This window comes from Rahnella sp. 1L-D-7-B-C2, from assembly GCF_057290995.1.
Window position 1 is genome coordinate 15,841 of the sequence record NZ_JBXAVQ010000030.1, and the last position, 20,049, is coordinate 35,889.

The 20,049-nt window shown below is 44.3% G+C and carries 18 protein-coding genes; 6 read left to right on the top strand and 12 right to left on the bottom strand.

Annotated elements, in window-relative coordinates; translation table 11 throughout:
* The first annotated feature begins 229 nt into the window (after window positions 1-229).
* The 3 genes from AC0Z7K_RS23740 (at window position 230) to AC0Z7K_RS23750 (ending at window position 2,640) form a co-directional block, all read left to right on the top strand.
* Window positions 230-541 (top strand): AbrB/MazE/SpoVT family DNA-binding domain-containing protein, encoded by a 312-nt coding sequence (locus tag AC0Z7K_RS23740; protein ID WP_485616180.1) that lies wholly within the window; start codon window positions 230-232, stop codon window positions 539-541.
* Window positions 542-874 carry an endoribonuclease MazF gene (gene mazF, locus AC0Z7K_RS23745; protein WP_485616181.1) on the top strand — a complete coding sequence of 111 codons (333 nt, stop codon included), beginning with the start codon at window positions 542-544 and terminating at the stop codon, window positions 872-874. It begins immediately after the preceding gene.
* A gap of 200 nt (window positions 875-1,074) precedes the next feature.
* The gene (locus AC0Z7K_RS23750; protein WP_485616183.1) at window positions 1,075-2,640 is read left to right on the top strand and encodes an ATP-dependent nuclease; all 1,566 of its coding nucleotides are present in this window, start codon (window positions 1,075-1,077) and stop codon (window positions 2,638-2,640) included.
* A gap of 146 nt (window positions 2,641-2,786) precedes the next feature.
* Here the strand turns inward: AC0Z7K_RS23750 and AC0Z7K_RS23755 are convergent, their stop codons facing one another.
* The 6 genes from AC0Z7K_RS23755 to AC0Z7K_RS23780 form a co-directional block, all read right to left on the bottom strand.
* Window positions 2,787-3,014, bottom strand: coding sequence for a plasmid partition protein ParG (locus AC0Z7K_RS23755; protein ID WP_485616184.1), 228 nt, complete (start codon window positions 3,012-3,014; stop codon window positions 2,787-2,789).
* A 39-nt stretch (window positions 3,015-3,053) separates the two neighbouring features.
* Entirely contained in the window at window positions 3,054-3,674 is a 621-nt protein-coding gene (gene parA / locus AC0Z7K_RS23760; RefSeq protein ID WP_044715110.1) for a ParA family partition ATPase, read from the bottom strand.
* Between the two features lie 227 nt (window positions 3,675-3,901).
* Complete coding sequence (locus AC0Z7K_RS23765; RefSeq protein WP_485616185.1) at window positions 3,902-5,161, bottom strand: GIY-YIG nuclease family protein; 1,260 nt, start codon at window positions 5,159-5,161, stop codon at window positions 3,902-3,904.
* Between the two features lie 3 nt (window positions 5,162-5,164).
* Window positions 5,165-7,174, bottom strand: a complete 2,010-nt coding sequence (locus AC0Z7K_RS23770) for a DEAD/DEAH box helicase (protein WP_485616186.1) — start codon at window positions 7,172-7,174, stop codon at window positions 5,165-5,167.
* Between the two features lie 86 nt (window positions 7,175-7,260).
* Complete coding sequence (locus AC0Z7K_RS23775; RefSeq protein ID WP_485616187.1) at window positions 7,261-9,933, bottom strand: class I SAM-dependent DNA methyltransferase; 2,673 nt, start codon at window positions 9,931-9,933, stop codon at window positions 7,261-7,263.
* Window positions 9,934-10,069: 136 nt separating this feature from the next.
* Window positions 10,070-10,627 carry a recombinase family protein gene (locus tag AC0Z7K_RS23780; protein ID WP_485616188.1) on the bottom strand — a complete coding sequence of 186 codons (558 nt, stop codon included), beginning with the start codon at window positions 10,625-10,627 and terminating at the stop codon, window positions 10,070-10,072.
* Window positions 10,628-11,030: 403 nt separating this feature from the next.
* Between AC0Z7K_RS23780 and AC0Z7K_RS23785 the strand changes: the two genes are divergently transcribed.
* Together AC0Z7K_RS23785 and AC0Z7K_RS23790 are read left to right on the top strand one after the other, a co-directional pair.
* Window positions 11,031-11,921 carry a HipA family kinase gene (locus tag AC0Z7K_RS23785; RefSeq protein ID WP_485616189.1) on the top strand — a complete coding sequence of 297 codons (891 nt, stop codon included), beginning with the start codon at window positions 11,031-11,033 and terminating at the stop codon, window positions 11,919-11,921.
* The gene (locus AC0Z7K_RS23790; RefSeq protein ID WP_485616190.1) at window positions 11,921-12,721 is read left to right on the top strand and encodes a DUF3037 domain-containing protein; all 801 of its coding nucleotides are present in this window, start codon (window positions 11,921-11,923) and stop codon (window positions 12,719-12,721) included. Before AC0Z7K_RS23785 ends, AC0Z7K_RS23790 begins: the two co-directional genes overlap by 1 nt.
* Window positions 12,722-12,897: 176 nt before the next feature.
* Here the strand turns inward: AC0Z7K_RS23790 and AC0Z7K_RS23795 are convergent, their stop codons facing one another.
* Window positions 12,898-13,563, bottom strand: coding sequence for a hypothetical protein (locus AC0Z7K_RS23795; RefSeq protein WP_485616191.1), 666 nt, complete (start codon window positions 13,561-13,563; stop codon window positions 12,898-12,900).
* Between the two features lie 371 nt (window positions 13,564-13,934).
* On the opposite strand from AC0Z7K_RS23795, the gene AC0Z7K_RS23800 reads away from it, so the two are divergent.
* On the top strand, window positions 13,935-14,897 hold the full coding sequence (locus tag AC0Z7K_RS23800; protein WP_485616199.1) for an ArdC family protein: 963 nt from the start codon (window positions 13,935-13,937) through the stop codon (window positions 14,895-14,897).
* 183 nt (window positions 14,898-15,080) lie between these two features.
* On the opposite strand, the gene AC0Z7K_RS23805 is transcribed toward AC0Z7K_RS23800, so the two are convergent.
* From AC0Z7K_RS23805 to AC0Z7K_RS23825, 5 genes are all read right to left on the bottom strand, one after another.
* Window positions 15,081-15,593, bottom strand: a complete 513-nt coding sequence (locus AC0Z7K_RS23805; RefSeq protein WP_485616192.1) for a phospholipase D family nuclease — start codon at window positions 15,591-15,593, stop codon at window positions 15,081-15,083.
* Window positions 15,586-16,332, bottom strand: a complete 747-nt coding sequence (gene mobC, locus AC0Z7K_RS23810) for a MobC family replication-relaxation protein (protein WP_485616193.1) — start codon at window positions 16,330-16,332, stop codon at window positions 15,586-15,588. The genes AC0Z7K_RS23805 and mobC overlap by 8 nt, the downstream gene beginning before the upstream one ends.
* Window positions 16,333-16,341: 9 nt before the next feature.
* Window positions 16,342-18,177: a type IV secretory system conjugative DNA transfer family protein gene (locus tag AC0Z7K_RS23815; RefSeq protein WP_485616195.1), complete on the bottom strand. Its 1,836-nt coding sequence runs from the start codon at window positions 18,175-18,177 to the stop codon at window positions 16,342-16,344.
* A 968-nt stretch (window positions 18,178-19,145) separates the two neighbouring features.
* Window positions 19,146-19,481 (bottom strand): hypothetical protein, encoded by a 336-nt coding sequence (locus AC0Z7K_RS23820; RefSeq protein ID WP_485616196.1) that lies wholly within the window; start codon window positions 19,479-19,481, stop codon window positions 19,146-19,148.
* Window positions 19,441-19,890 carry an H-NS histone family protein gene (locus AC0Z7K_RS23825; protein ID WP_485616198.1) on the bottom strand — a complete coding sequence of 150 codons (450 nt, stop codon included), beginning with the start codon at window positions 19,888-19,890 and terminating at the stop codon, window positions 19,441-19,443. The genes AC0Z7K_RS23820 and AC0Z7K_RS23825 overlap by 41 nt, the downstream gene beginning before the upstream one ends.
* Window positions 19,891-20,049: the final 159 nt, after the last annotated feature.

Consider the following 20,049-nt stretch of genomic DNA (forward strand, 5'->3'; position numbering starts at 1 on the left):
GTTCTGTGGATAACGGGGAAAAACAATAACGACCGCCCTTGCAGCAGCCAGACGGCCACGCCGGTTCGGCATGGTCGCTACGCTCCCTAGCAAACTTTAAGTAGCACCTCCGGTCTTTGCCCGGAGGCAGGGAGTTAGCGAAACGAACTAAGCGAAAAGGCGCTTTTCGCCCTTACCTACTTCATCGCTAAAAGTAAGCTAAAAAACCGGTCTGGCAGGAAGGAGGGTAATGCTTGTAGATACATTGTTTATCATCTACAATGTATCTACAAATGTGAAGGAGGAAATATTAATGACAACAGTAACGCTAAAAAAATGGGGTAATAGCCCATCGATCAGAATACCAGCCAGCGTAATGCAAGCAGCAGCACTTAATGTTGAAGATAAACTCGATTTGAAAATTGATGAAGCTGGCCAAATTGTTTTAGTTCCATTGAAATCTAAAGAGTATTCACTGGATGTACTGTTATCGGGTATCACACCAGATAACGTTCACGGAAAAATAGATTTTGGTTCGCCAGTTGGAAAGGAATTGATCTAAATGGTTTCACGTTACGTACCAAACTCCGGGGATCTGATCTGGCTGGATTTTAACCCCGTGGAAGGTCACGAACAGGGAGGCCATCGCCCTGCCGTCGTCCTGAGCCCTTTTTCTTACAATAATCCCGTAGGATTGCTGCTTTGCGTTCCGTGTACCACTAAAGCTAAAGGCTATCCATTTGAGGTAGAACTGTCGAGTAGCCGCGAAAGTGTTGCTCTTGCAGATCAAGTTACCTGTGTTGACTGGAGAGCGCGAAAAGTAACAAAAAAAGGCACTGTGTTGCCTGAAGAACTTGCTGAAATCAGAGCAAAGGCTAAGGCTCTAATCGGGTGATAAATCACTACCGCACTTTGCTTGGCCAACCCGGTATCTGTAACTACCGCTGCTGTGACGATTCTGCATCCGAAACCGAACTTTAACGTACAATAATTTTCGATATCCAAACTGGCTCCTAAAAAAAGTAAGATAATACTGAAGATGTGGTTGAAAAATTGTGTTGGTAGGACTACATATTATAAATTTAAAGGAAAGAAATGAGCAAATTATCTATTGAAGTGAAAAATCTTAAAACAATTGATTATTTGAGTTTTTCTATTAATTTGTCGCCAGGAGTTAACGTCCTTTGTGGCGGTAATGGTGTGGGGAAAACCACTCTTCTATATGTTCTTGCAAAACTATTTAATAACAATGCATACAGGGACTATTTTTATAATTCATCCACTGAAAAATCAGAAATAGATATTAATTTTAATGGAGCCATCAATAACTGGAGAAGAGTCCCTAGTGGAAAAACATTTAAATGGGAAAATCTAAATAAAGGCGTTGCAAATATCTCAATAAATGGGTTTATTGAGGGGAGTTTTATTCATGGAAATAGATTTAAGTATGCGAACGTAAGTATGATGCTTCGCTCTGGTAAAATGAACAATAAAAATCCGTTTGATGTAGATGATAAGGTGAGGGAATATCTAGGGCTAATTTTACGTGACAATAAGAATTATTATTCTAAGCTTCAGGGTTACTATCCACTTTTCCCAAGGAAAGTAAACGGTAAAAATGCTTCGAGCATGGAGTTGGTTCCCTCAGATCGTCCTCTATTCATCATGGAGGTTGATGGTAAGTCGATTCACCATCATGATATGAGTTCTGGTGAGTTCATTGTTGCTAGCTTACTAGAGTTCATTGATAGCGAGATAAAAAAAATATCTAAGAGACCAAGTCGCACATCAGATGTAAGTTTGGTTATTCTTGATGAAATTGAAGTAGGCCTGCATCCATCAGCGTTAGAACGATTAATGAGATATTTAAACACCATTAGTCGATCACATAAAATTTGTTTTCTAATATCAACTCACAATCCAGCAACAATGTCTTCTTTGCATAAAGATAATATTTTCCTTTTGCAGAAATCAAAAGTTGCAAATAAATCAATAAAACTAATAAATCCTTGTTTCCCAGCATATGCGATTCGTGCCACAAAGGATATGAGTGGCTATGATAAGATCATATTTGTCGAAGACAAATTGGCAAAAAAAATAGTAGAAAGAACAATGATCAAGGCAGGTCTTTCCAATAATAATATTCACAAAGTCATGTCAGTCGGTGGTTGGAGGAAAGTTGTTGAAATTCACAGTGAATTTTCTCAGAACAATCTTGGCGGGATGTTTTGTAAGTATATATCCATCCTTGATGGTGACGTAGACGACTTGCCTGATTCAGAAGAATACATAAAGGGTTATTCTAACTGTAATGTGAAATTTCTACCAATCCAGAGTTTAGAGAAGTTTTTATTCAGAAAGCTGTTGATTGAGGATGATAGAACACTATTCAATGGCATTGAAGGTGCTTTCTTTAATAATTCAGATTTATCATTTGAAGTTGTTATTAGTGACTACCTTGACGATAACCCTAATTTTTTAGATAAAGATAAAAAAGGTAAAAATCTACTGAATGCCATAAAGAAACGAGCAAAGCAGAAAGGTGTTGATGCCTCTATAGTCGAATCCACTTTGTGCGACATAGCTATGGACTACATCAGAAACGATGAAAACGAGTCGTATCAAGCATTGGAAAATGAACTCCGCAGTTTCTATCAATAACGCGAACCAAAACAAGACTATAAACACGCTGCCGCGCCTTGCTTGGCCAACACGGATCTGGCACATAAAAAATGTATGCACCAGATCAGTGTTCTCGGAAAAAACAGTGTGTTTTTGAGTTAATGTGTGTTTACACATTTGAGTTTTTAACTGTCATTTTCTTTCAGCCAGTTATCAACCAAGTCCTTTATTACATCAGTAATAGATGTACCTTGCTTTGCACACGCAGCTTTGAAGCGGATATGTATTTCTTCATCAAAGTTAACGTTGACTCTCTTTTGCTTTCCTGTGGGTGTGCTATTGACGACTTTTTCAAGATCTCGATGATCACCGAAACTCATTGTTTTTGATGTATGTTGTTTAGTTAGTGCCATACATAACCTCTTAATATGCTGAAATGAGTATATGAGTTTTTACTCAAATGATTCAAGTATTTCTCGCGTCAGAATGGCGATCTCGCCCTTTGCTGCCCCATCGTTGGTATCGAAAACGCTCTCACCTTCCATCACGGATTTAACGTAACTTTGGCGTTGTGTGATCGCTGTTTTGAACGGCTTAATGCCCGTCTGAGCAATGCTATCTTTCAGGACATTAAGCATGGTGGCTTGCTCAATTTTCCGTGTGATGAGGAATCGAGCTTCTACCGGACGATTATAAGCCTGGGCTTCCAGTACAGTGACTACAGAACCGGCAGCTGAAAAATCCAGAGGGCTGGGTGTTACCGGGATGATAATCAGATCGCTGACCATCACCGCTGCTGAAGTAATAACTGACAGAGAACCGGCACCATCAATAATGACAAAGTCATATTCAGCCAGATCCTTTCTTACCTGGTAAACGTCTTTCTCTGATGCTGCGGTGTAAACATCGAATGCTGCTTTCTCTGCTTTATTCCAGTTAGTCAGGCTCATCTGCGGGTCTGTATCTACAACTGCAATTTTCTTACCCGAACTGGCAAGGCAGCTACTGACGTTGATCGTCGCAGTCGTTTTACCAGACCCCCCTTTGGGGTTGAGGAACGCGATAATTTTCATGTCTAAACCTCATTTGTGTGTTTACTCATTTGAGTTTGATTATACACAAAAACACAAATGAGTAAATATGTGTTTTTAGAGTGTAAGAACTGGCGGTAGTTTATGTTTATGAATTGAGGTCTGACACTTAATGAAACGAAAATTCACGTAAAGCGGGGGACTGAAGTCCCCATAGTACGGAAAGATAAGCGGTAGGTAGTATGAGAACTGGCGCCACGTAGTTACGTTTAAAGTTTTTTCTTCGTTACTATCTTGCCCGTGGTGTTATCCATCCTGTATTCAGAAATTGTGCCGTCCAAAATATACTTGATGACTGCTTGCACCGTGGCCAAGGAAGTATGAAACCACTCTCTGGGCGTGTAAGTACTGCCGTTAACCGCCCTTAGCGTGATGTTAAGGCGTTGCTTGGCCAGAAAGCCATGCACCAAGGCCTCAAGCCTATTGGCATTCATATTGAAGCATTGAGTCGTGAATATAATCCTAACCGGTGCTTCAAGAAAGGTTCTGTCTTTAAAGGCATTCTGGATCCTTTTCTCCACGGTGCTCTCGGTAAACCCTATTTTATAGAGATCACGGATGTAAGGGGCAAGGACGGGATCTGTACTCTTGGTTGCCAGCACATATACGAACCCACTCGGAACAGGCGCATCAATGGGTACTAGCTGCTGACCGTTCAGGTCCACCACACGCCCTTCCTTGTCACGAACAAGTCCCTGGGTCAGGGACTGGTAGAGCATGTTGAGCTCAGTTCCATTCTCAAACACCAGATGCAGGCGGGAATTATAGGTATCGTACTGCTCAAGCCGCTCACCCGCACGATGAACGTACCCCATCACCCCACTGAGAATAAAAAAATCACCCTCCTGGAATTTGTGCTCATTACGATAACGAATAACGGAAAATACCCCATCCCGAAATCCCTTGTGTACGCTCGCGAATAAAGGCGAAAAACGTTCAAAATCCGGGCAAGGCTGACGCCTGGCAATCTCATCAGGGAGGTCCTTCTTACCCACTGGAACGTGCTTGATAGTGAAAATTTCAGGGGCATCAAAATCCAGCAAACCTAAATCGTCATCAGCAAAAATATCCGCCAATGAGGTTACCAGTTCTGACTTGCTTATCCCTAGAGGAGAAGCAAGCTCGACCTTCGGCGTTTCACTCAGATTTTGATTCATATCAACACCTGCCAGCAGCCCATGGCGATCCCGCTCATGCAATATCTTGCACTGTTCAGGATTTGCCCGAATAGCATTAAGCTGCCGTGTTAGTGATTTCTCACTCATTGTGGCGTTTGGTGTATTTTGCGGTGCCCGGCCATGACAATCAACAAACGTCATGATGCTCTCGAACTGGCTGCCGATCAGATCCGTGGGGCCTGCCTTGGATTTCAGAGCGACGACATCCAGTAGCCCAAACACATCTTCCGCCGCGAAAATATCGTCGAGTGTCGCCTTTTTTCTGGGTTGGGTAGAGTGCAAACTGATCATTAGTTAGCTTCCCTGCTTTGCCATTTGCGCCTGCTTTTTGTTGCGAAGGTATGCCAGCACTTGGGCGTAACGCACCTCCAGCGGGTCACTCGATGACAGCTCTGGTGGGCGTTGGTGTTGACGGGCAAAGTCCTGGATCCGCGGCCATAGAATAGTAGCCTCATCCTCTGACACTTGGGCCTGGCTTGCGCTAACAGCCTCTTGAATGGTTTTGAGCATTGCCACGGTGACTGATTTGGAAAGAATTTCATAAGCACCGTGGAATGGGTTTACCGCCTCAATTAGGTCGATATTCAAACTTTCGATATTGATGAACTTTTCACCCATTTTCAAAAATTGTTTGCTAACAGTTATTTCATTCGGGTCATTAACTGGTGAGGGGCTACCCACGATATCCGCGCCTTCCGGGACGTCCTTCTCATCGACCAATACACCGTGCTTATTGATGTAAAGGCTTTGCAGGATGCCGGACCGTATCTGCTCCAATTCATAATCCGTCAGATCAGGATACATTTTTTGGATGGTTGCGGGTAAGGCTCCCTGAGTGATTAACTCTGCCGGCAGCATATTGGAGACGGCTTCCTTAACGAGTTGCTCATTGGCCATCAAGGTCGCCATGATCTCTTCTTTATCTCCGTTAAGAATATCGAGCACCTTTTTCGATACCGGAGCCACCTTATCATCGATAATTAGCGTGTTAGGAGGGAGATCCTCGCCATTCCATTGCGAACGTGGCTTGAATTGGATGCTGGGTGCCAGGATCTGCTCCATCAACAGTGAGGTGGTGATGGCCTTGAGCATGTTGTTGACCGAGACCTTCACGTCATCATCCTGAGCATCAGGCTGTGCGATCAGGTTAGTAAACTGGGCATGCGCCTTCCCCTCGCAATCACGCGTTGCGCGGCCAATAATCTGCACCACCTCTGTCAAAGAACTGCGATAGCCGATAGTCAATACATGTTCACAATACGGCCAGTCGAAGCCTTCTTTTGCCATTCCCAGGGCAATGATGATGTCTATATCGTCGGCAGTCATAATGGTGCGTAAATATGCCTGTACCTTGGGACGTTCAGCCACATTATCATCAACCAGATTAGCGACCTTTAGAACTTTTCCATCTCCTTTACGCTTTACCCGATATACGCCGGATATCGGATCTTGAGACTCCACGTCACCCAGAGCATCCAATATGGCATCAACCTCCGTGTGCTTATCTTTGGTCGACTCGCCAGAGTTGACGTTAGGGATATGGATAATGGTTTTTTTTGTAGGGTCGAGCACAGAAGGTAAGGCGTTAATGTAGCGGCCTTGATAGAAATGATAACCAATACCGAGCGATTTCAGGTGCTCATAGCCGTTCAATTGCTCGTAATAGGAGTAAGACACTTTAGTAAATTGGGCCTCATCCTCTGGTAGCAAGATAGGAACGGTATCGCCCCGGAAATAGGAGCCCGTCATGGCGATAATGTGCGCATGAGGCAGCTTCATCAGCGCATCGAGTAAAGCACCCAGCCGGCTGTTTTCATCGGCAGAAACGTGATGGAATTCGTCAATGGCCACCAAACAATGGTCAAAAACAGACACATCCAGACTGTCGAAGGCAAAGCGCAAAGTGGCATGAGTGCAGACCAGGATCTGGCCATCACCGTGCATAAAACGGCGAAAAGCGGCCACTTTTCCTTTTTCCCCTCCACCGATACAGAGGTTATTCTCAGGATCTACCGTCCAGTCAGAAAAGAATCCGTGTTGGGTAAGTGCGGTGTCTCTGAACGAGGATCCGATGGACATTTCTGGCACAGCCACGATGACCTTGCGTATTCCCTGATTGATTAGCTTGTCCAGTCCCAAAAACATCAACGCCCGAGATTTTCCACTAGCGGGGGGGGCTTTTATCAGTAGGTAGGGGCTGTTGCGCTGTTCGAACGCTCTGGCCTGCATCTCGCGCATTCCCATGGATTTCTGTGCTGTGCTTTGCCCAGTTTGGGCATAGCTGACGTTCAGTATATTTTCCATAACCGACCTTATTGGGTGGAGGATGGGGCGACGTGACAGCCAATCTGACCCATCATCTTAAATTTGTTAGTAAACCGTGCAAGCGGCTATTTTTTCGCCAACTCTTCGTACTGTGCAAGCAGACAACTCAGGCGATCAGCTGCACCCCTAAACGGCTTATCGCGGTAAAGCCTGTCTACCGCTATATCCAGGGCCTGATGTGCCGCGAGCAATGGAGGTGGCATTTTATCGGGATCATAAAGCTCAGCTAGGGTACGGCCAGGGAAGTCATCACGAGTTAGGTATGCTTCTTCCGCAAGTCGAATAATTTCTTCACGCTGCTTTGGCGTCACTACTGGCCATGGGAAGGTGTTATAAACCACGGTTGCAGAATAGCGGTAATCGCTTTTAAGTCGGCTTGCGACCAGTCGCATCCAGTCGTTATGCAATAATGAACTGAGGATGCCAAATTCATAAAGAGTGCCATTAGGGAGGATATTATTAAGGTCTGTACTTATTGTGTTCTCATCAAAGAACCCTATTGGTATGTAATTACGGCGTTCAGAAGATACCCTGGGTATCAGAATGTAACTACTTGGGTTATTCAAATCCCGGAAAAGATGGGGTCTTAATGCTAACTTTTGGGCGCCTTTATCAGGACTCTTGCGGCGCGTTTCTGCTACATTTTGCACACGCTCATAGACAAGTGGCATACTTTTCAAATCTTCATCTGTGGCATTAACCAACCATAAACACCAACGTTCCTTGGCATTCAAAAACTCAGCAGCCCCCAGTACCTTTTTGAGCCATCGCTCGGCTTCAGGCTCTTTCCTTACCAACTCATCACGTTCTTCTCTGGTCAGGAAAAGATGACCACCATCCGTAGGCTTATTGCCAAATAAAAGAGGTGGGATGTTGCTCACCAAAGGCTTGCTTCTTGCGGTGATAGCAATATTACGTCCTTCGACAAGATAGGGGCTGATATTGCTGACGTTACTACTATGCCATTCTCCTTCGACCTGCTGGAACAAACGTCGTGTATTTGACTGCGCAGATAGTCCGATAATAACTACATGAACAGCTGCCTTATCGCGCGCATGGTTAGCCCAAGCGAAGGTCGGATAGGTGAAATGGATATTTAACCCAAGGGCGAAAATAGAAGGCCAGAGCGTGGCAACCTGCTCGCCTTGACAGATTGAGTTGGTAGACACCAAAGCAAGTTCAGCTCGAGAATCCTTAATATACAGTGCCCCCTTCCAGAACCAACAGGCGACAAAATCCAAATTACCTAGTGTCATCTCACCAAACACAGCCTGCATATTGACTCGCTGTTCGTCAGTTCGGCCTAGCGTCCCCAAAAAAGGTGGATTGCCGATCACATAGACTTCATCGTCTTTTTCCTTAGGGCAAAAGGTATGCCAGTCTAGAACCAGACTGTCTCCACCTTGAATTCTCCCCGATGAGCGCAACGGTAGAGCGGGTGGTGCGTAGCCAAAGATTTGCTCCCACTGCTTGTTGAGTTGATGCTCTGCCAGCCACAGTGCAAGACGGGCAATCTCACAGGCGAAATCGTCGATCTCAATTCCATAGAACTGGTCGAGGTGGAGATTAGTGATGTTGAAGCCCTGTTGTGGCTCCAACTCTTGCAATGTCCGGATAATGTCTATTTCTAATAAACGCAGTGCCTTGTAGGCAATAATTAAAAAATTGCCAGAACCACATGCAGGGTCAAAAACCTTGATGTTACCCATTCTGACTAACAGCTTTTTAAGGCCATTGGTACTGGTTCTGCTCTTTTCTAGTTCGGCTCTCAAAGGGTCGAGAAACAGAGGCTGGATCACCTTCATTATGTTGCTATAAGAGGTGTAGTGCTGCCCAAGGTTTCCACGCTGCTCTACGTCAATGACGGCCTGGAACATGGAGCCGAAAATATCGGGGTTAATATCACCCCAGTTCATCAAACAGCACTCCAGTAACATCCGGCGGCCTTTCAAGCCGAGATCAGGAATGCGCTCTTCCACCGCGAATAGCCCGCCATTAACGTAGGGGAAAGCCGACATATGGTTAGGTAATTGCTGACGGAAGTCACTCTTAGGGGGACTGTCCATAACGGCAAATAGTGAACTCATGAACTGGTCAAGGTCGCTTCCATCTTCTTCTGTATAGCCTTGAATGGCGGAGGTAAACTGCCCCTCAGTGAAAATACCGGTATCCTCAGCAAAAAGGCAGAACAGCAGGCGAGTGAGAAAAACGTTGAGGGCATGAATATCTTCTGCACTATTCAAATTGTTATGGAGTTTAATGAGGTCAAAGAGCTTACCCATTTTCTCGGCGGCTTTCACATCAGCGGGGTGTTCACTGCCCAAGATGGCCTTTTCTAGGCCAACGAGCGGCAAAAAGAAGCTATACTCCCGGAATAGTTCACACAACTCGATATCAAGGCGTTCCTTGGTCAGCACATCCCACGCGAGAAAACGGGTAAAATCGGTGACCATGATAAATCGGTACTTGTTTTTGCCATTGGTAGGATCGGTAACCCGTGCATCAAAGGCCGCTTCAATGTCTTCGTACTCCCCCAATGGTTGGAAGTAGAACTGGTTTTTCAATCCAACGTGGCCGGGTTCGTTGGCCATGTTGCGGCTCCCGCCCTGACGGATAGCTGTAATGGTGGATTTCTTGAAGTCAAAAGCTGTCATGAAGCCATAGATGAATTCGTCTTTGTTGAGTTCAGTTGTCAAAATTTCAAGCTGATCAAAAATGTTGGCGTGATTGACGGCCATGGAGATCCTTAATTGAAAATACGCATTCGAAATCGCTGTTGGGAAGTCAAATGACGAAATAAATTAGGCATGTGGGGTTTCCCACATAAAAGTGCGCTCTGTATTTTATAAAACATTTATTATCATGATGTTAGAGCTATCGTAAGCTGTTTTCACTTATTATTTTATAGACCGTCGAGCGGGCTATCTTCAATTGCTTAGCTATCTCTGTGACTGGCAATCCCTGAGAACACATTATCTCAATTTTGGATCTGTCGACTGTGCGCTTTCGGCCGAATTTAATACCTTTTAACTTGGCTTCTTGCCGCCCTTCATTTGTACGCTCCAATATGCGTTGACGTTCTGCCTGGGCAACGGCCGACAAAATGGTGATCACCATCTTTCCCATTTCCCCATCAGTACTTATACCGTCGTCAATAAACCTGACGGCAACTCCCTCAGAATCAAACTCTTTTATTAACTGGATCATATCAGCAGTATCACGACCAAGCCGATCGAGCTTTTTTACCAGAATGACGTCACCAGCCTCCACCTTCATTCTCACCAAATCGAGCCCTTCTCTATTAGTGTGGCTCCCAGATGATTTATCAGTAAATATGCGGTTTGCAGCGACACCCGCTTCTTTAAGCGCCTTTATCTGGATATCAAGAGACTGTTGACTGGTTGAGACACGAGCATAACCAAAAAGCCGCATTAAACATCTCCTAAATCGATTGTCGGACATTAAGTGTCTAGTATGTCAAGAAAACGATTTAATAGACAGCTCAACTAGGCCATTTCATGGTGTCCGATAATTTATAACATTTCGGACGGTTGCAAAATTGTAAAAATCTCCATCTGGTAGGGATGCCTGCATGACAGTCTATTTTCTGACCAGTGAGCAGGCACAGAATTACGGATGCGACGTTGCAAGGCTCAATGCCATTCCCCTCACGACTTCCCCGAACAAGCATATGTTATAAAATTGCTCAGAGGCCTATGAAGGGCTGGCACTGTGTAAGACGAATGCTAACGACTCTACTGGTATCTTTGGGTTTGTGGAAAGATATGAATACCTGTTATAAGATGAACTATCAAATTAAAAAAGAAAATTTATTATGCCTAATAATCAACCTCAGCAAGGAAGTTCTACAGGGGCTGGAACTCAAAATTCTCAAGCTTTAGCCCTAGTGCATGATGGTTTTATTAATGTGATTACAAGTACGCCGTCAACAGGCCAGATGGCCCAAACGTTTATATGTTCAAATATAGATATGGCTGGTGTTACTAATACTTATTATATGAAAGTTTATGCTAGTGACAAGCAAGTGATAAACGAGATGGTAGGTTACATGCTAGCAAAAGAGCGCGGCCTTAATGTTGCTAATAAAGCCTATCTATTAGAAATCGGCACAATCACCAAAGCATTAATTGATAACTTTTACGCTTTTAATAGTAATGGCATAAAAAATTCTGGCTGGCATAATAATACGAAGTATGCATTCATAATTTCAGAAGCCCCAGGCTTAACTATATCTTCATATAGTAGTGATCTTATTAAACAAACGAAATTCTTCAAAAGAAGAATAGAAGCATGGAACAAAAATAACATGCTTATTGCCTTTGATGAATGGATTGCAAATACTGACAGAAATGCTGGGAATCTCATTTTTGGACAAAATGTAATATATGTCATTGATCACGGGTCATCTCCAGTAAAAATGGATTGGACACTTTCTAATCTTGTTGCAGATCAATGCTACGACAATATACATATGAGTAACTGCATGCAATTTCTTGGCAAGAATAGCCGCCCGGTAGATAATGAATTGCAGGATCAAGCGACCTTCCATGAAGATACGCTAAATAAAGCAAAAAAAAACGTAGTTAATCTAATATCCAGCACTGTATCCATGAATAGCGAATATGCTCATATGATAGACTTCCTTGAGCGAAGAGCTATTTCAAAAAGAATCGCTCCATTTGTAAACATGTTTGGAGCTAGATAATGAAACAATTCCGCTGGCAAAAAATTCAATGGATGCCTTTACTTAATACACAAGAAATAATTAATATTGGTGTTGCAGTGACAGATGATCAATGCAATGTGTTAGAAATAAAACTAGTTGATGATCTATCTAAGATAAAATGTTTTTTTGGTGATTCCGTTGTTAATGAAGCGCCTATGGTTTTCGAATTAGTTAGGTTGCTTATAGATAATGATGGTTTATCGAACAATATAGAAACGCCTCAGATTAAAATAATAATGCAAGGTGTAGCATTTGCAAATAGTGCTACATTACTGGCAGGTCAGTTAATGCATCAAGTTGTCACAGCTCATAATGTTAGGGAAAAAAGGTCAAGATATGCCCCTTTTACAAGATCAAAAGCATTAAATGAATTAAAGGGTAGATTACCTCAGGAATATAAGCACTACATACCAGAAAATCCTTATCTTGAGGTTCAAAGTGATATTTCCGCTTATATCCCGATGAGGAAAAATGGACTTGAAAAGGTAGCAACAATATTATCTTCTGATTACAATGATCTTGAAAGTAGAACAAGTAAATTTTATGAAGCCATGAGGGATTTATCTGTTGTTAATATAGCTTCGGCAACCCCTATTTTATCTAAAAGTGCTTTTTTGATAAAACCTCAAGGAATGATGCAACTTCCAAATAACGTGGTGAAGAGTATTGAAAGTGAGATAGAGATGTTTATATACCAGGCTAAAGACCGCAACTTTGATGTTGTTTTATGTAATAATTCAGAAGACTTTATCACTCGTGCAGTGCAATGGTGCTCTTAATATGAAGGCCGAGGCGTGGGCAGTGTAATATGCACTTCCCTCGTTTGATTAGAATCTGCTCTGCCTGGCACTACATATAGTATCGATCGGAGTCGGTCAGCACACAATATGTAGTGTTATCCACAGAAACTGTGGATAAGTCTATTTAACTGGATCTAAACATCACCCTGTAATTTCTATTGCATGTGTGAAAAATCAGTAAGTAGTTGAGCAAAACTTTTTGCTGTACGAGTTGGATCGCTTGTCCATGCTAATGTGATATTCCTTTCTTTTATAGACTCAATAAAATCTGATATATTGTTGTCATGGCCATTGATATATAAATATAATTTCCTCAATGTTTTATCTTGAGGTTTACTTTTTTCTGGAAGTTTTTTTAGCCCTATAAGGATTGTTTTATCTGCATCGTCAATGATGCTTTTCATGTCATCTTTAATATGTTCCCATGTGTTTCTTAATGTTTCACCCTTAGTCGTTGGGGGTAGGAATTGTGGGATGCTGTCATTTAGCTCATTGAGGAATGCGTTGAAATTGAAGGCATTTCCGTTACCTTGCAATTGTAATTCCCGCCTAATCAATTCCTCTTCCTTTGCAGAGATATAAGTATCGAAATTACCACCTAAATGATAACCGTATAATTTAATTTGGTGCAGAGTTTCAATGTTTCTAAAATAAATGAAAAGCCTGTCGTTTTTATCTGCATCTTCCTTTGATAAAAACATCATAAAAACGAAGCAGCCTGCGCCTAGTCTAATTTCGAATGCAATAGTAGGATCTTTTCTTTTCCATGATTCAGAATATATATTTTGCAATCTGTTGAAGTTGAATTTTATTGATGCCATGTAGATATCCTTATTATAAGCTGTATTCACGTCAATCTTTTCATTTCCCAATATATAACGTAAGCCGTCCGGGCGCTACGTCGTGCTTCCGCATTGAGCCAGGCGAGCTGTCTCACTCCTCAGGGCTTCCATCGCAGACACAACGGCATTTCACCGCTACGGCATAAGGGGCGCTAAGTTCGAGTATGCCCGCCGTCATTTTCTCCTGTGAGCCTTTCTTCTTCATATCAGCTTCCGGTAATCGTTCCCCGTCACAACCTGGTCAGCAAGGGTATATAAACGCTTCGCGCCCTTGCTGGCCAGAACGACTCCGGGGAGGCCGAACCGTCAGGCGATACGAAGACGAAATTCACACTGACGGAGAAACAACCATGACTATGAACCTGCATACCCAAACAAGCACCCCTAATCCCGCACCGGCGACCAGCGTATCCCCGCTGGAGCAGTCAGGCTCCTCAAAAACGAAATTTTCTAAGGGCAAGACCAAACCAGATGTTTACCAGGTAGTGACTGACAGCATCATTGAGGCGTTAGAAATGGGTGTTAAGCCGTGGGTGTGTCCGTGGAAGCGTAACGGTGCGGTGTCAGGCATTCCGTCAAACTTCACCACCGGTATAGCCTACAGCGGGATGAATATCATGCTGTTATGGTGCAGTGCTGCAAAGCAGGGATTTAATGATTCTCGCTGGTTGACCTACAAACAGGCTCAGGAGCAGGGCGCACAGGTTCGTAAGGGGGAGCACGGTACTACGGCCATCTTTTACAAGACGCTGGAAAAAGAAGCTGAGGATGGCGAGATCGAAAAAATCCCCATGCTGAAAACTTTTACTGTGTTTAATGTTGAGCAAATCGACAGGCTGGAAATGGGCACCGAAAATGGCACCGAGATTGAACCACTGGAGGTAGGAGAGTTTGATCCGCTGCCGCAGGTTGAAGCACTGTTTCAGCGTACCGGCGCGAACATTACAGAACGTGGCCAACAGGCAATTTTTAAACCGCTAACAGATGAAATCTGGTTGCCTGAACGTCATTTGTTTGCCGATGCCGTGAATTTTTACGCCACCGGCTTGCATGAACTGACGCACTGGAGCGGGGCGAAAAGCCGTTTAAATCGTGAAATGAAAGGGAGATTCGGATCGGAAGAGTACGCCTTTGAAGAACTGATCGCCGAACTTGGAAGCGCGTTCCTGATGGCTGATTTAGACGTTGTGGGAGAGGTTCAGCATGAAAGCTATATTGCATCATGGCTGAAATCACTGAAAGACGATAAACGCTACATTTTTAAAGCGGCCAGTGCCGCATCTAAAGCGCATCGGTATTTGATGGACTGCTGAGGGAGACGGGAGAGAGCATTGCCCACATATCCACATGAGAGAAGCCAGTGAAGCGGGGAGGCCAACAAGCCGCCCCCGCGAACGGGAGCGCCTCTACCGGCGGGGCAAGCCGGTAGGGGTCGATTGTGGGTATGTGGACAATGCCGAGGGTAGGGCGTATGTGCTGGCTAAAATTGCCGACATTTAATAGGCCGGTGCTAAAACTTCGCTTTCTGCCCACAGGCGGTTAAATTCTTTCTCATACTGAGCCGCAATCTGCGGAACGCCTCTTAACACTATGCTGTTTTCTGCGTTGCGACTGTCTGCGCTGGCCGTGTAATTAAATGACCCTGTTTGTACTGTGCTGCCATCTGCGATCATCACTTTGTTGTGCATGATGGCGTAACGACTGTTAAGACGTACCGCAACATGATTATTTGCCAGGTAAGTGACCGCTGAATAACGGTCACCGTTCGCTTTCTCATCCGCGACAACCCGGACACTAACCCCTCTTTTTTTCGCGGCAATAATGGCCGTCGCGATGGGCTTACTGGTGAAGCTATACGCCTCAACATCAAGTGACGTTGAGGCGTCATTGACCACCGACAGAACGTTTTGCAGTGCGGTATGTGACGGAGAAAAACCGACGCTGACGGTGGGGGCAGCAAAGGCCGGGAAAACAATCAGGAGAAGGGCAAGCAGAGTAATTTTAAGCATAGGTTGTTAACTCCAGGGCTTTTAGTTCATCCATTGTATAAAAGCGGAATACGTTACGGTGCTTCGCTTCCAACGTGACATGTTGGCTGTTTTCGATAACCTGCTTTATCGTGTCGAACAGCAGCATTAATGCCCGTTTCTTTTGCTCATCCGGCACAATGTAGAAAACGAAAAACCAGAGATTTTCCGTTCTCGCTCTCAGGTGGCTGGCGATAATTTGCTGATAGCGGGCTTTTGTTTTTAAGCTACGTTCCGTTTCAATGGCGATCCGTTTGCCATTTGGCAGCGTGATTAATCCGTCAGGCCGGTGCTTCACCTTAAACTGATTTAAAAAGGTGTTACGGTCGCCGTTAATCCAGTCCGTCGCACCTTTTTGTGCCAGCGTCAGGTGTACCAGTTGATTATCCAGATGGTGATCGAGGCTCCAGCCTTTTAACTTTGCCGGTTCAAATCGGGCGGGGAAAATCTTGTCTTCGGGGCTGAGTACGACGGCGATCCCATCCTGGGTTATTCCCCACAGCGTGAGACTGCCAAGGCGAGAGACGAAAACATATTTTTGAATAAGCCCCATTCCTTCCAGTTTATCGAGCAGAAGGTAAAGCGGTTGATGTGCCTTATACCTAAAAAGTTGTTTTAGCGTGTCAAAATCGCTGTAGGTTTCCTCTTTCAAAAAATTAAGAAGTTGTACCATTTTTTCACTGTTACGGCCTTTACGTTCTTTATCGCTACTTATCAACATGGCATTCCCTTATTCATCGAAATCAAAAGAGGACGTTTCAGCAACCGGTTCAAGAGGAACTATTTCGGCAGGTTTATTTTTCTCGGCCTCCACTAAAACGGGTGTTGTTTGCGCTGCGGGTGCGTCAGTAAAGTCGAGCGGCTTTTTAATCGAGATGGGTGTGATCGGCGTGACGTCATAAACCTGTAACGGCTGTTTTTTCACTTTCAAGGGTGAGATAAGGGAGGCTCGGGGTAACTCTGTGGCCGTGAAAATATAGCTGACGAACGGAGGCAGGTTTAACAGCATGTTGCTGTCGATATAAAAACGCTCCGCCTGTCGGATTGTGCGCTCGTCGTCTATTACTTCGGTCAGTACCCGATTGGTTTTTGCTTTGCGACTTTCATCGTCCACTAAAATCGTACCGGACATTTTCGCCACCCATAACGCTGTGTCGGGGTCTTGCAGTTTATACACCAGTTTAAATTTGGCATTTTCCACGACGGCACCCACCACGGCGTCGCCGTTTAAATCGGCGGGGCAGTCGCGTAAATCGGCAACGGACTGGTGATCCATAATGATATGCACGCCTTTATCTCGGGCAGCGCCTAAACCCTCAAGTGCAGGCCGTGATAAATGGTATTTTAGTTCGGCCAGGTGAATAGCAATCGGGCGGGGCGTGGTATTGATTCGGTCGCGTAACTCAGCAAGCTGCATTAACCGCACTAAAATCATGCGTTGAGTTGCGATCACTTTACTGTTGCGCATTGAACCGATGATGTAACAGCAACCGGCGTCGTCAAAAATCTTTTTTAATGCTAACCCCTCAGGGGCATTAATGGAGTTTAATAAAGCCAGTTCCTCTATTTTACCGAAAAATCCTTTAATCGTTTCGGCAATACTCTGCACGAAATCGCTGTTGAATAAATCGCGGATCGTAGCAGTTGGGTTTTCGTTGATTAATTGTGCAGTAGCGCGTGCAGCTCTGCGGTCGTCGATACGATAGAAGTCGGCGGCTTCGCCTTTTTCTGCCAGGCTAAATCCAGCTATAAAAAGCTCTTCCAGGTGTTCAGCAGTAATTCCGTCGATAAGGTTTAGCTGATATTCCGGCTTATTTAAATCAATAAGGTAGAAAGGCTTCCCTGCATCTTCACACGCTTTCCTTATTAAGTGAGGTGCCCATTCGTCATTTTTTGGATCCATTTCAAAAACGCCCTCACCGGCCAAAATACTTTGGTAAATAAGTAATCCTGTTGCCACGCCTTTACCTGCACCCGTCGTACCAATGACATCCGCATGTTGTTTTTGCCAGTCACTGAGCGGAATATATTGCGGGTCTCTGTTTTCATTGAGGCCAATAAAAACGCCTTTTTTTAAATTAATAAATTGCTCGGGGTCATATTTTTCAGTTGTGGGAAGTAATGCTTTTATTTCTCGAACATCAGTGCGCGTATTTCTTTCCAGACTGGTTTTTTTAACCATTTTCCTTTTGAGTTTATCAATCTCTGGTGAGAGAACGCGGCGTGCAACGTAATGAAATATGACGCCGACCAGGGTAAATGAAATCAATATTGCCCACAAAATTACTGGCGTACTGACTTCCAGTCTTGCCGGATATAGAAAACGAAGTACGTAAGAGGTGGCCGGTGATATTGTGCCAAAAATAAAGCATAAGAGTGAGAAGCAGATAATAATGCGTTGCCATATTGGTGCTTTTTCGTGTTCATCCCGCTTTAGCGGAACAATAAAGGGTAACGTCAGTCCTGATAACAAAGCTAACAATAGCTGATGTTGTTGCATATAGCCGAAGAACGCCGTGGCGTTATCGACTATTGGCATTAGCTTCTCTGTGATTTTATTAAGCATGTCTTAACCTTTGAATGGTTTTTTTCGGTGAGCTGTCTCGGTGAATCCACTCGGTGATAAGCTATCACCGAGTGGATTCACCGAGTTGTATGGGGATCTGAGAGCGTTAAAGCTATACCCGCAGGCGGGCATGTTGAGGGGGCTAGAGTCCCCTCAACAAAGGCATGTCCCATTACATGCGGGCTGGACGCCCTTATTTCATGAGACAAGGGGGTAATGTCGCGGCTGGACGCCACGCCAAAACCCCCAAAGGTCAAGTGCGGCACACCGTCCACGCTACGCGTGACCACCCCCCTTACGAAGTGATTTTGACCTCTATTTTTTCGCCTTCGTCTCAAAATATCGGAAATCACTACTCGTAACGGGGGTGGTCACGCGCAAAGTCGTATTATTCTCGTTCCTCGAATAATGCTCCTAAGCTTGGACGGTGTGCGGGGCGATGCCCCCCAAATAAACCGCCACTCTGGGGAGTGGCTTTTTGCTCGCTGGGGCGGCAAAATTTATTCGGCTCCCTCCCAACTAACTCGGTTCACTGGGGGTGAACGCGCGTTAGTGGTTTCGGCGACGCCAAATTAACAATTTTTTTCAAAATTGAATTTAGCTGCCTCAATCCACTTACCGTTAACAATTCATTCTGAATTGAACGATAAGTTAAAACCATCGTTAGCAATTTTTATAAATTGAACGATTAAATCAAATAACGTCACATTTGATTTTCGCGAATTTGGTTTAATATATCCTTTGTCTTGTCAGTGTCGTATTCTTTTAGGTGTGGATGTAATGAAGTGGCAATGTCTATAAACTTATCCCGATCATCGCTATTAAGGGTGTCAGCGAATTCATGTATTTCTTCGGAAAGAAACTGGTCGTATAATGTATCGTAAGAACCACAACGTCTCCCCGCGTTACGTTTCAGTCTGGAAATGACTGCCTCTGCTATATATATAGCGCCTTTGGTTGTGGGGTGTTTAATTTGGGTCTTCATTGCCTATGTTCACTTTTAATAGTGGGGTTGCGTAATACTTTCCTTCGTCGGAGTTAATATTAAACTCGGCCTTTTTAAATAGATGCGTACCATGCCAGATAACGTGGCATGTTGAGCATGTTACCGGGTATTTGTTTTCGTCGAGAATTTCACAGTCTTCTATCACTTCATTGCTGTCGTTATAGCGTTTATTACAGCCGGATGTACAGAGTGTTTCATATCCATGTGCGCCGGTGACAATGTGTGTGGCAATCCTTTCATTAACTACGCCGTTAATTTTAATCTGCTGTCGGGTTGTTATGGTTCTTTTGTTTTCCATTTTCTTCTCCGATAATTAAAAAGTCATCCAGCGTTGCTCCTGCATTTAACCGTTCCTGAATTGAACGCGGCACCCGGCCAACACCAGACCATTTTTTAATAGTGTCACCTTCTCTGTACTGATATTTCATCCGGCGGCGAGATCTTTTTTTTATCGCCGCTGCGGTTATTAATTCCTCCGGCGTAAAACCTTCGATGATTATCAGAGACAGTAATTCGCGGCGCTTTTCGTCGCGTTGCTGCATGGCTTCGCGCTCTTTTTCCTGCTGCGCCTCCCACTCGCTGATATGTACCTCAAGCTTGTTTTGCAGGTCGATTAATAGCGCGTAGTCACACCGTTTAATAAAATGGCTCATGTTGCGGGCAGTGGGAAGATAGGTGTGAACATCCTGATATTTAATGTCTGACATAATGAAGTTTACCTAAGCTAATGGGGTGTGGCGGCATGACGCCGCCACACAGGTGAAAGACTTATTTTCGTGTGGGAAACTCAAACGCCGTTTGTCCGGTGGCCTTATCTTTTAACACCACAAACGCCGAGAACGGCTTACCCGCTTTACTGGTAAAGC

What these genes read in the sequence shown, in the direction of transcription:
- AC0Z7K_RS23740 (WP_485616180.1), top strand. Translation starts at nt 230, where the DNA reads ATGCTTGTAGATACATTGTTTATCATCTACAATGTATCTACAAATGTG.
- mazF (WP_485616181.1), top strand. Translation starts at nt 542, where the DNA reads ATGGTTTCACGTTACGTACCAAACTCCGGGGATCTGATCTGGCTGGAT.
- AC0Z7K_RS23750 (WP_485616183.1), top strand. Translation starts at nt 1,075, where the DNA reads ATGAGCAAATTATCTATTGAAGTGAAAAATCTTAAAACAATTGATTAT.
- AC0Z7K_RS23755 (WP_485616184.1), bottom strand. Translation starts at nt 3,014, where the DNA reads ATGGCACTAACTAAACAACATACATCAAAAACAATGAGTTTCGGTGAT.
- parA (WP_044715110.1), bottom strand. Translation starts at nt 3,674, where the DNA reads ATGAAAATTATCGCGTTCCTCAACCCCAAAGGGGGGTCTGGTAAAACG.
- AC0Z7K_RS23765 (WP_485616185.1), bottom strand. Translation starts at nt 5,161, where the DNA reads ATGATCAGTTTGCACTCTACCCAACCCAGAAAAAAGGCGACACTCGAC.
- AC0Z7K_RS23770 (WP_485616186.1), bottom strand. Translation starts at nt 7,174, where the DNA reads ATGGAAAATATACTGAACGTCAGCTATGCCCAAACTGGGCAAAGCACA.
- AC0Z7K_RS23775 (WP_485616187.1), bottom strand. Translation starts at nt 9,933, where the DNA reads ATGGCCGTCAATCACGCCAACATTTTTGATCAGCTTGAAATTTTGACA.
- AC0Z7K_RS23780 (WP_485616188.1), bottom strand. Translation starts at nt 10,627, where the DNA reads ATGCGGCTTTTTGGTTATGCTCGTGTCTCAACCAGTCAACAGTCTCTT.
- AC0Z7K_RS23785 (WP_485616189.1), top strand. Translation starts at nt 11,031, where the DNA reads ATGCCTAATAATCAACCTCAGCAAGGAAGTTCTACAGGGGCTGGAACT.
- AC0Z7K_RS23790 (WP_485616190.1), top strand. Translation starts at nt 11,921, where the DNA reads ATGAAACAATTCCGCTGGCAAAAAATTCAATGGATGCCTTTACTTAAT.
- AC0Z7K_RS23795 (WP_485616191.1), bottom strand. Translation starts at nt 13,563, where the DNA reads ATGGCATCAATAAAATTCAACTTCAACAGATTGCAAAATATATATTCT.
- AC0Z7K_RS23800 (WP_485616199.1), top strand. Translation starts at nt 13,935, where the DNA reads ATGACTATGAACCTGCATACCCAAACAAGCACCCCTAATCCCGCACCG.
- AC0Z7K_RS23805 (WP_485616192.1), bottom strand. Translation starts at nt 15,593, where the DNA reads ATGCTTAAAATTACTCTGCTTGCCCTTCTCCTGATTGTTTTCCCGGCC.
- mobC (WP_485616193.1), bottom strand. Translation starts at nt 16,332, where the DNA reads ATGTTGATAAGTAGCGATAAAGAACGTAAAGGCCGTAACAGTGAAAAA.
- AC0Z7K_RS23815 (WP_485616195.1), bottom strand. Translation starts at nt 18,177, where the DNA reads ATGCTTAATAAAATCACAGAGAAGCTAATGCCAATAGTCGATAACGCC.
- AC0Z7K_RS23820 (WP_485616196.1), bottom strand. Translation starts at nt 19,481, where the DNA reads ATGGAAAACAAAAGAACCATAACAACCCGACAGCAGATTAAAATTAAC.
- AC0Z7K_RS23825 (WP_485616198.1), bottom strand. Translation starts at nt 19,890, where the DNA reads ATGTCAGACATTAAATATCAGGATGTTCACACCTATCTTCCCACTGCC.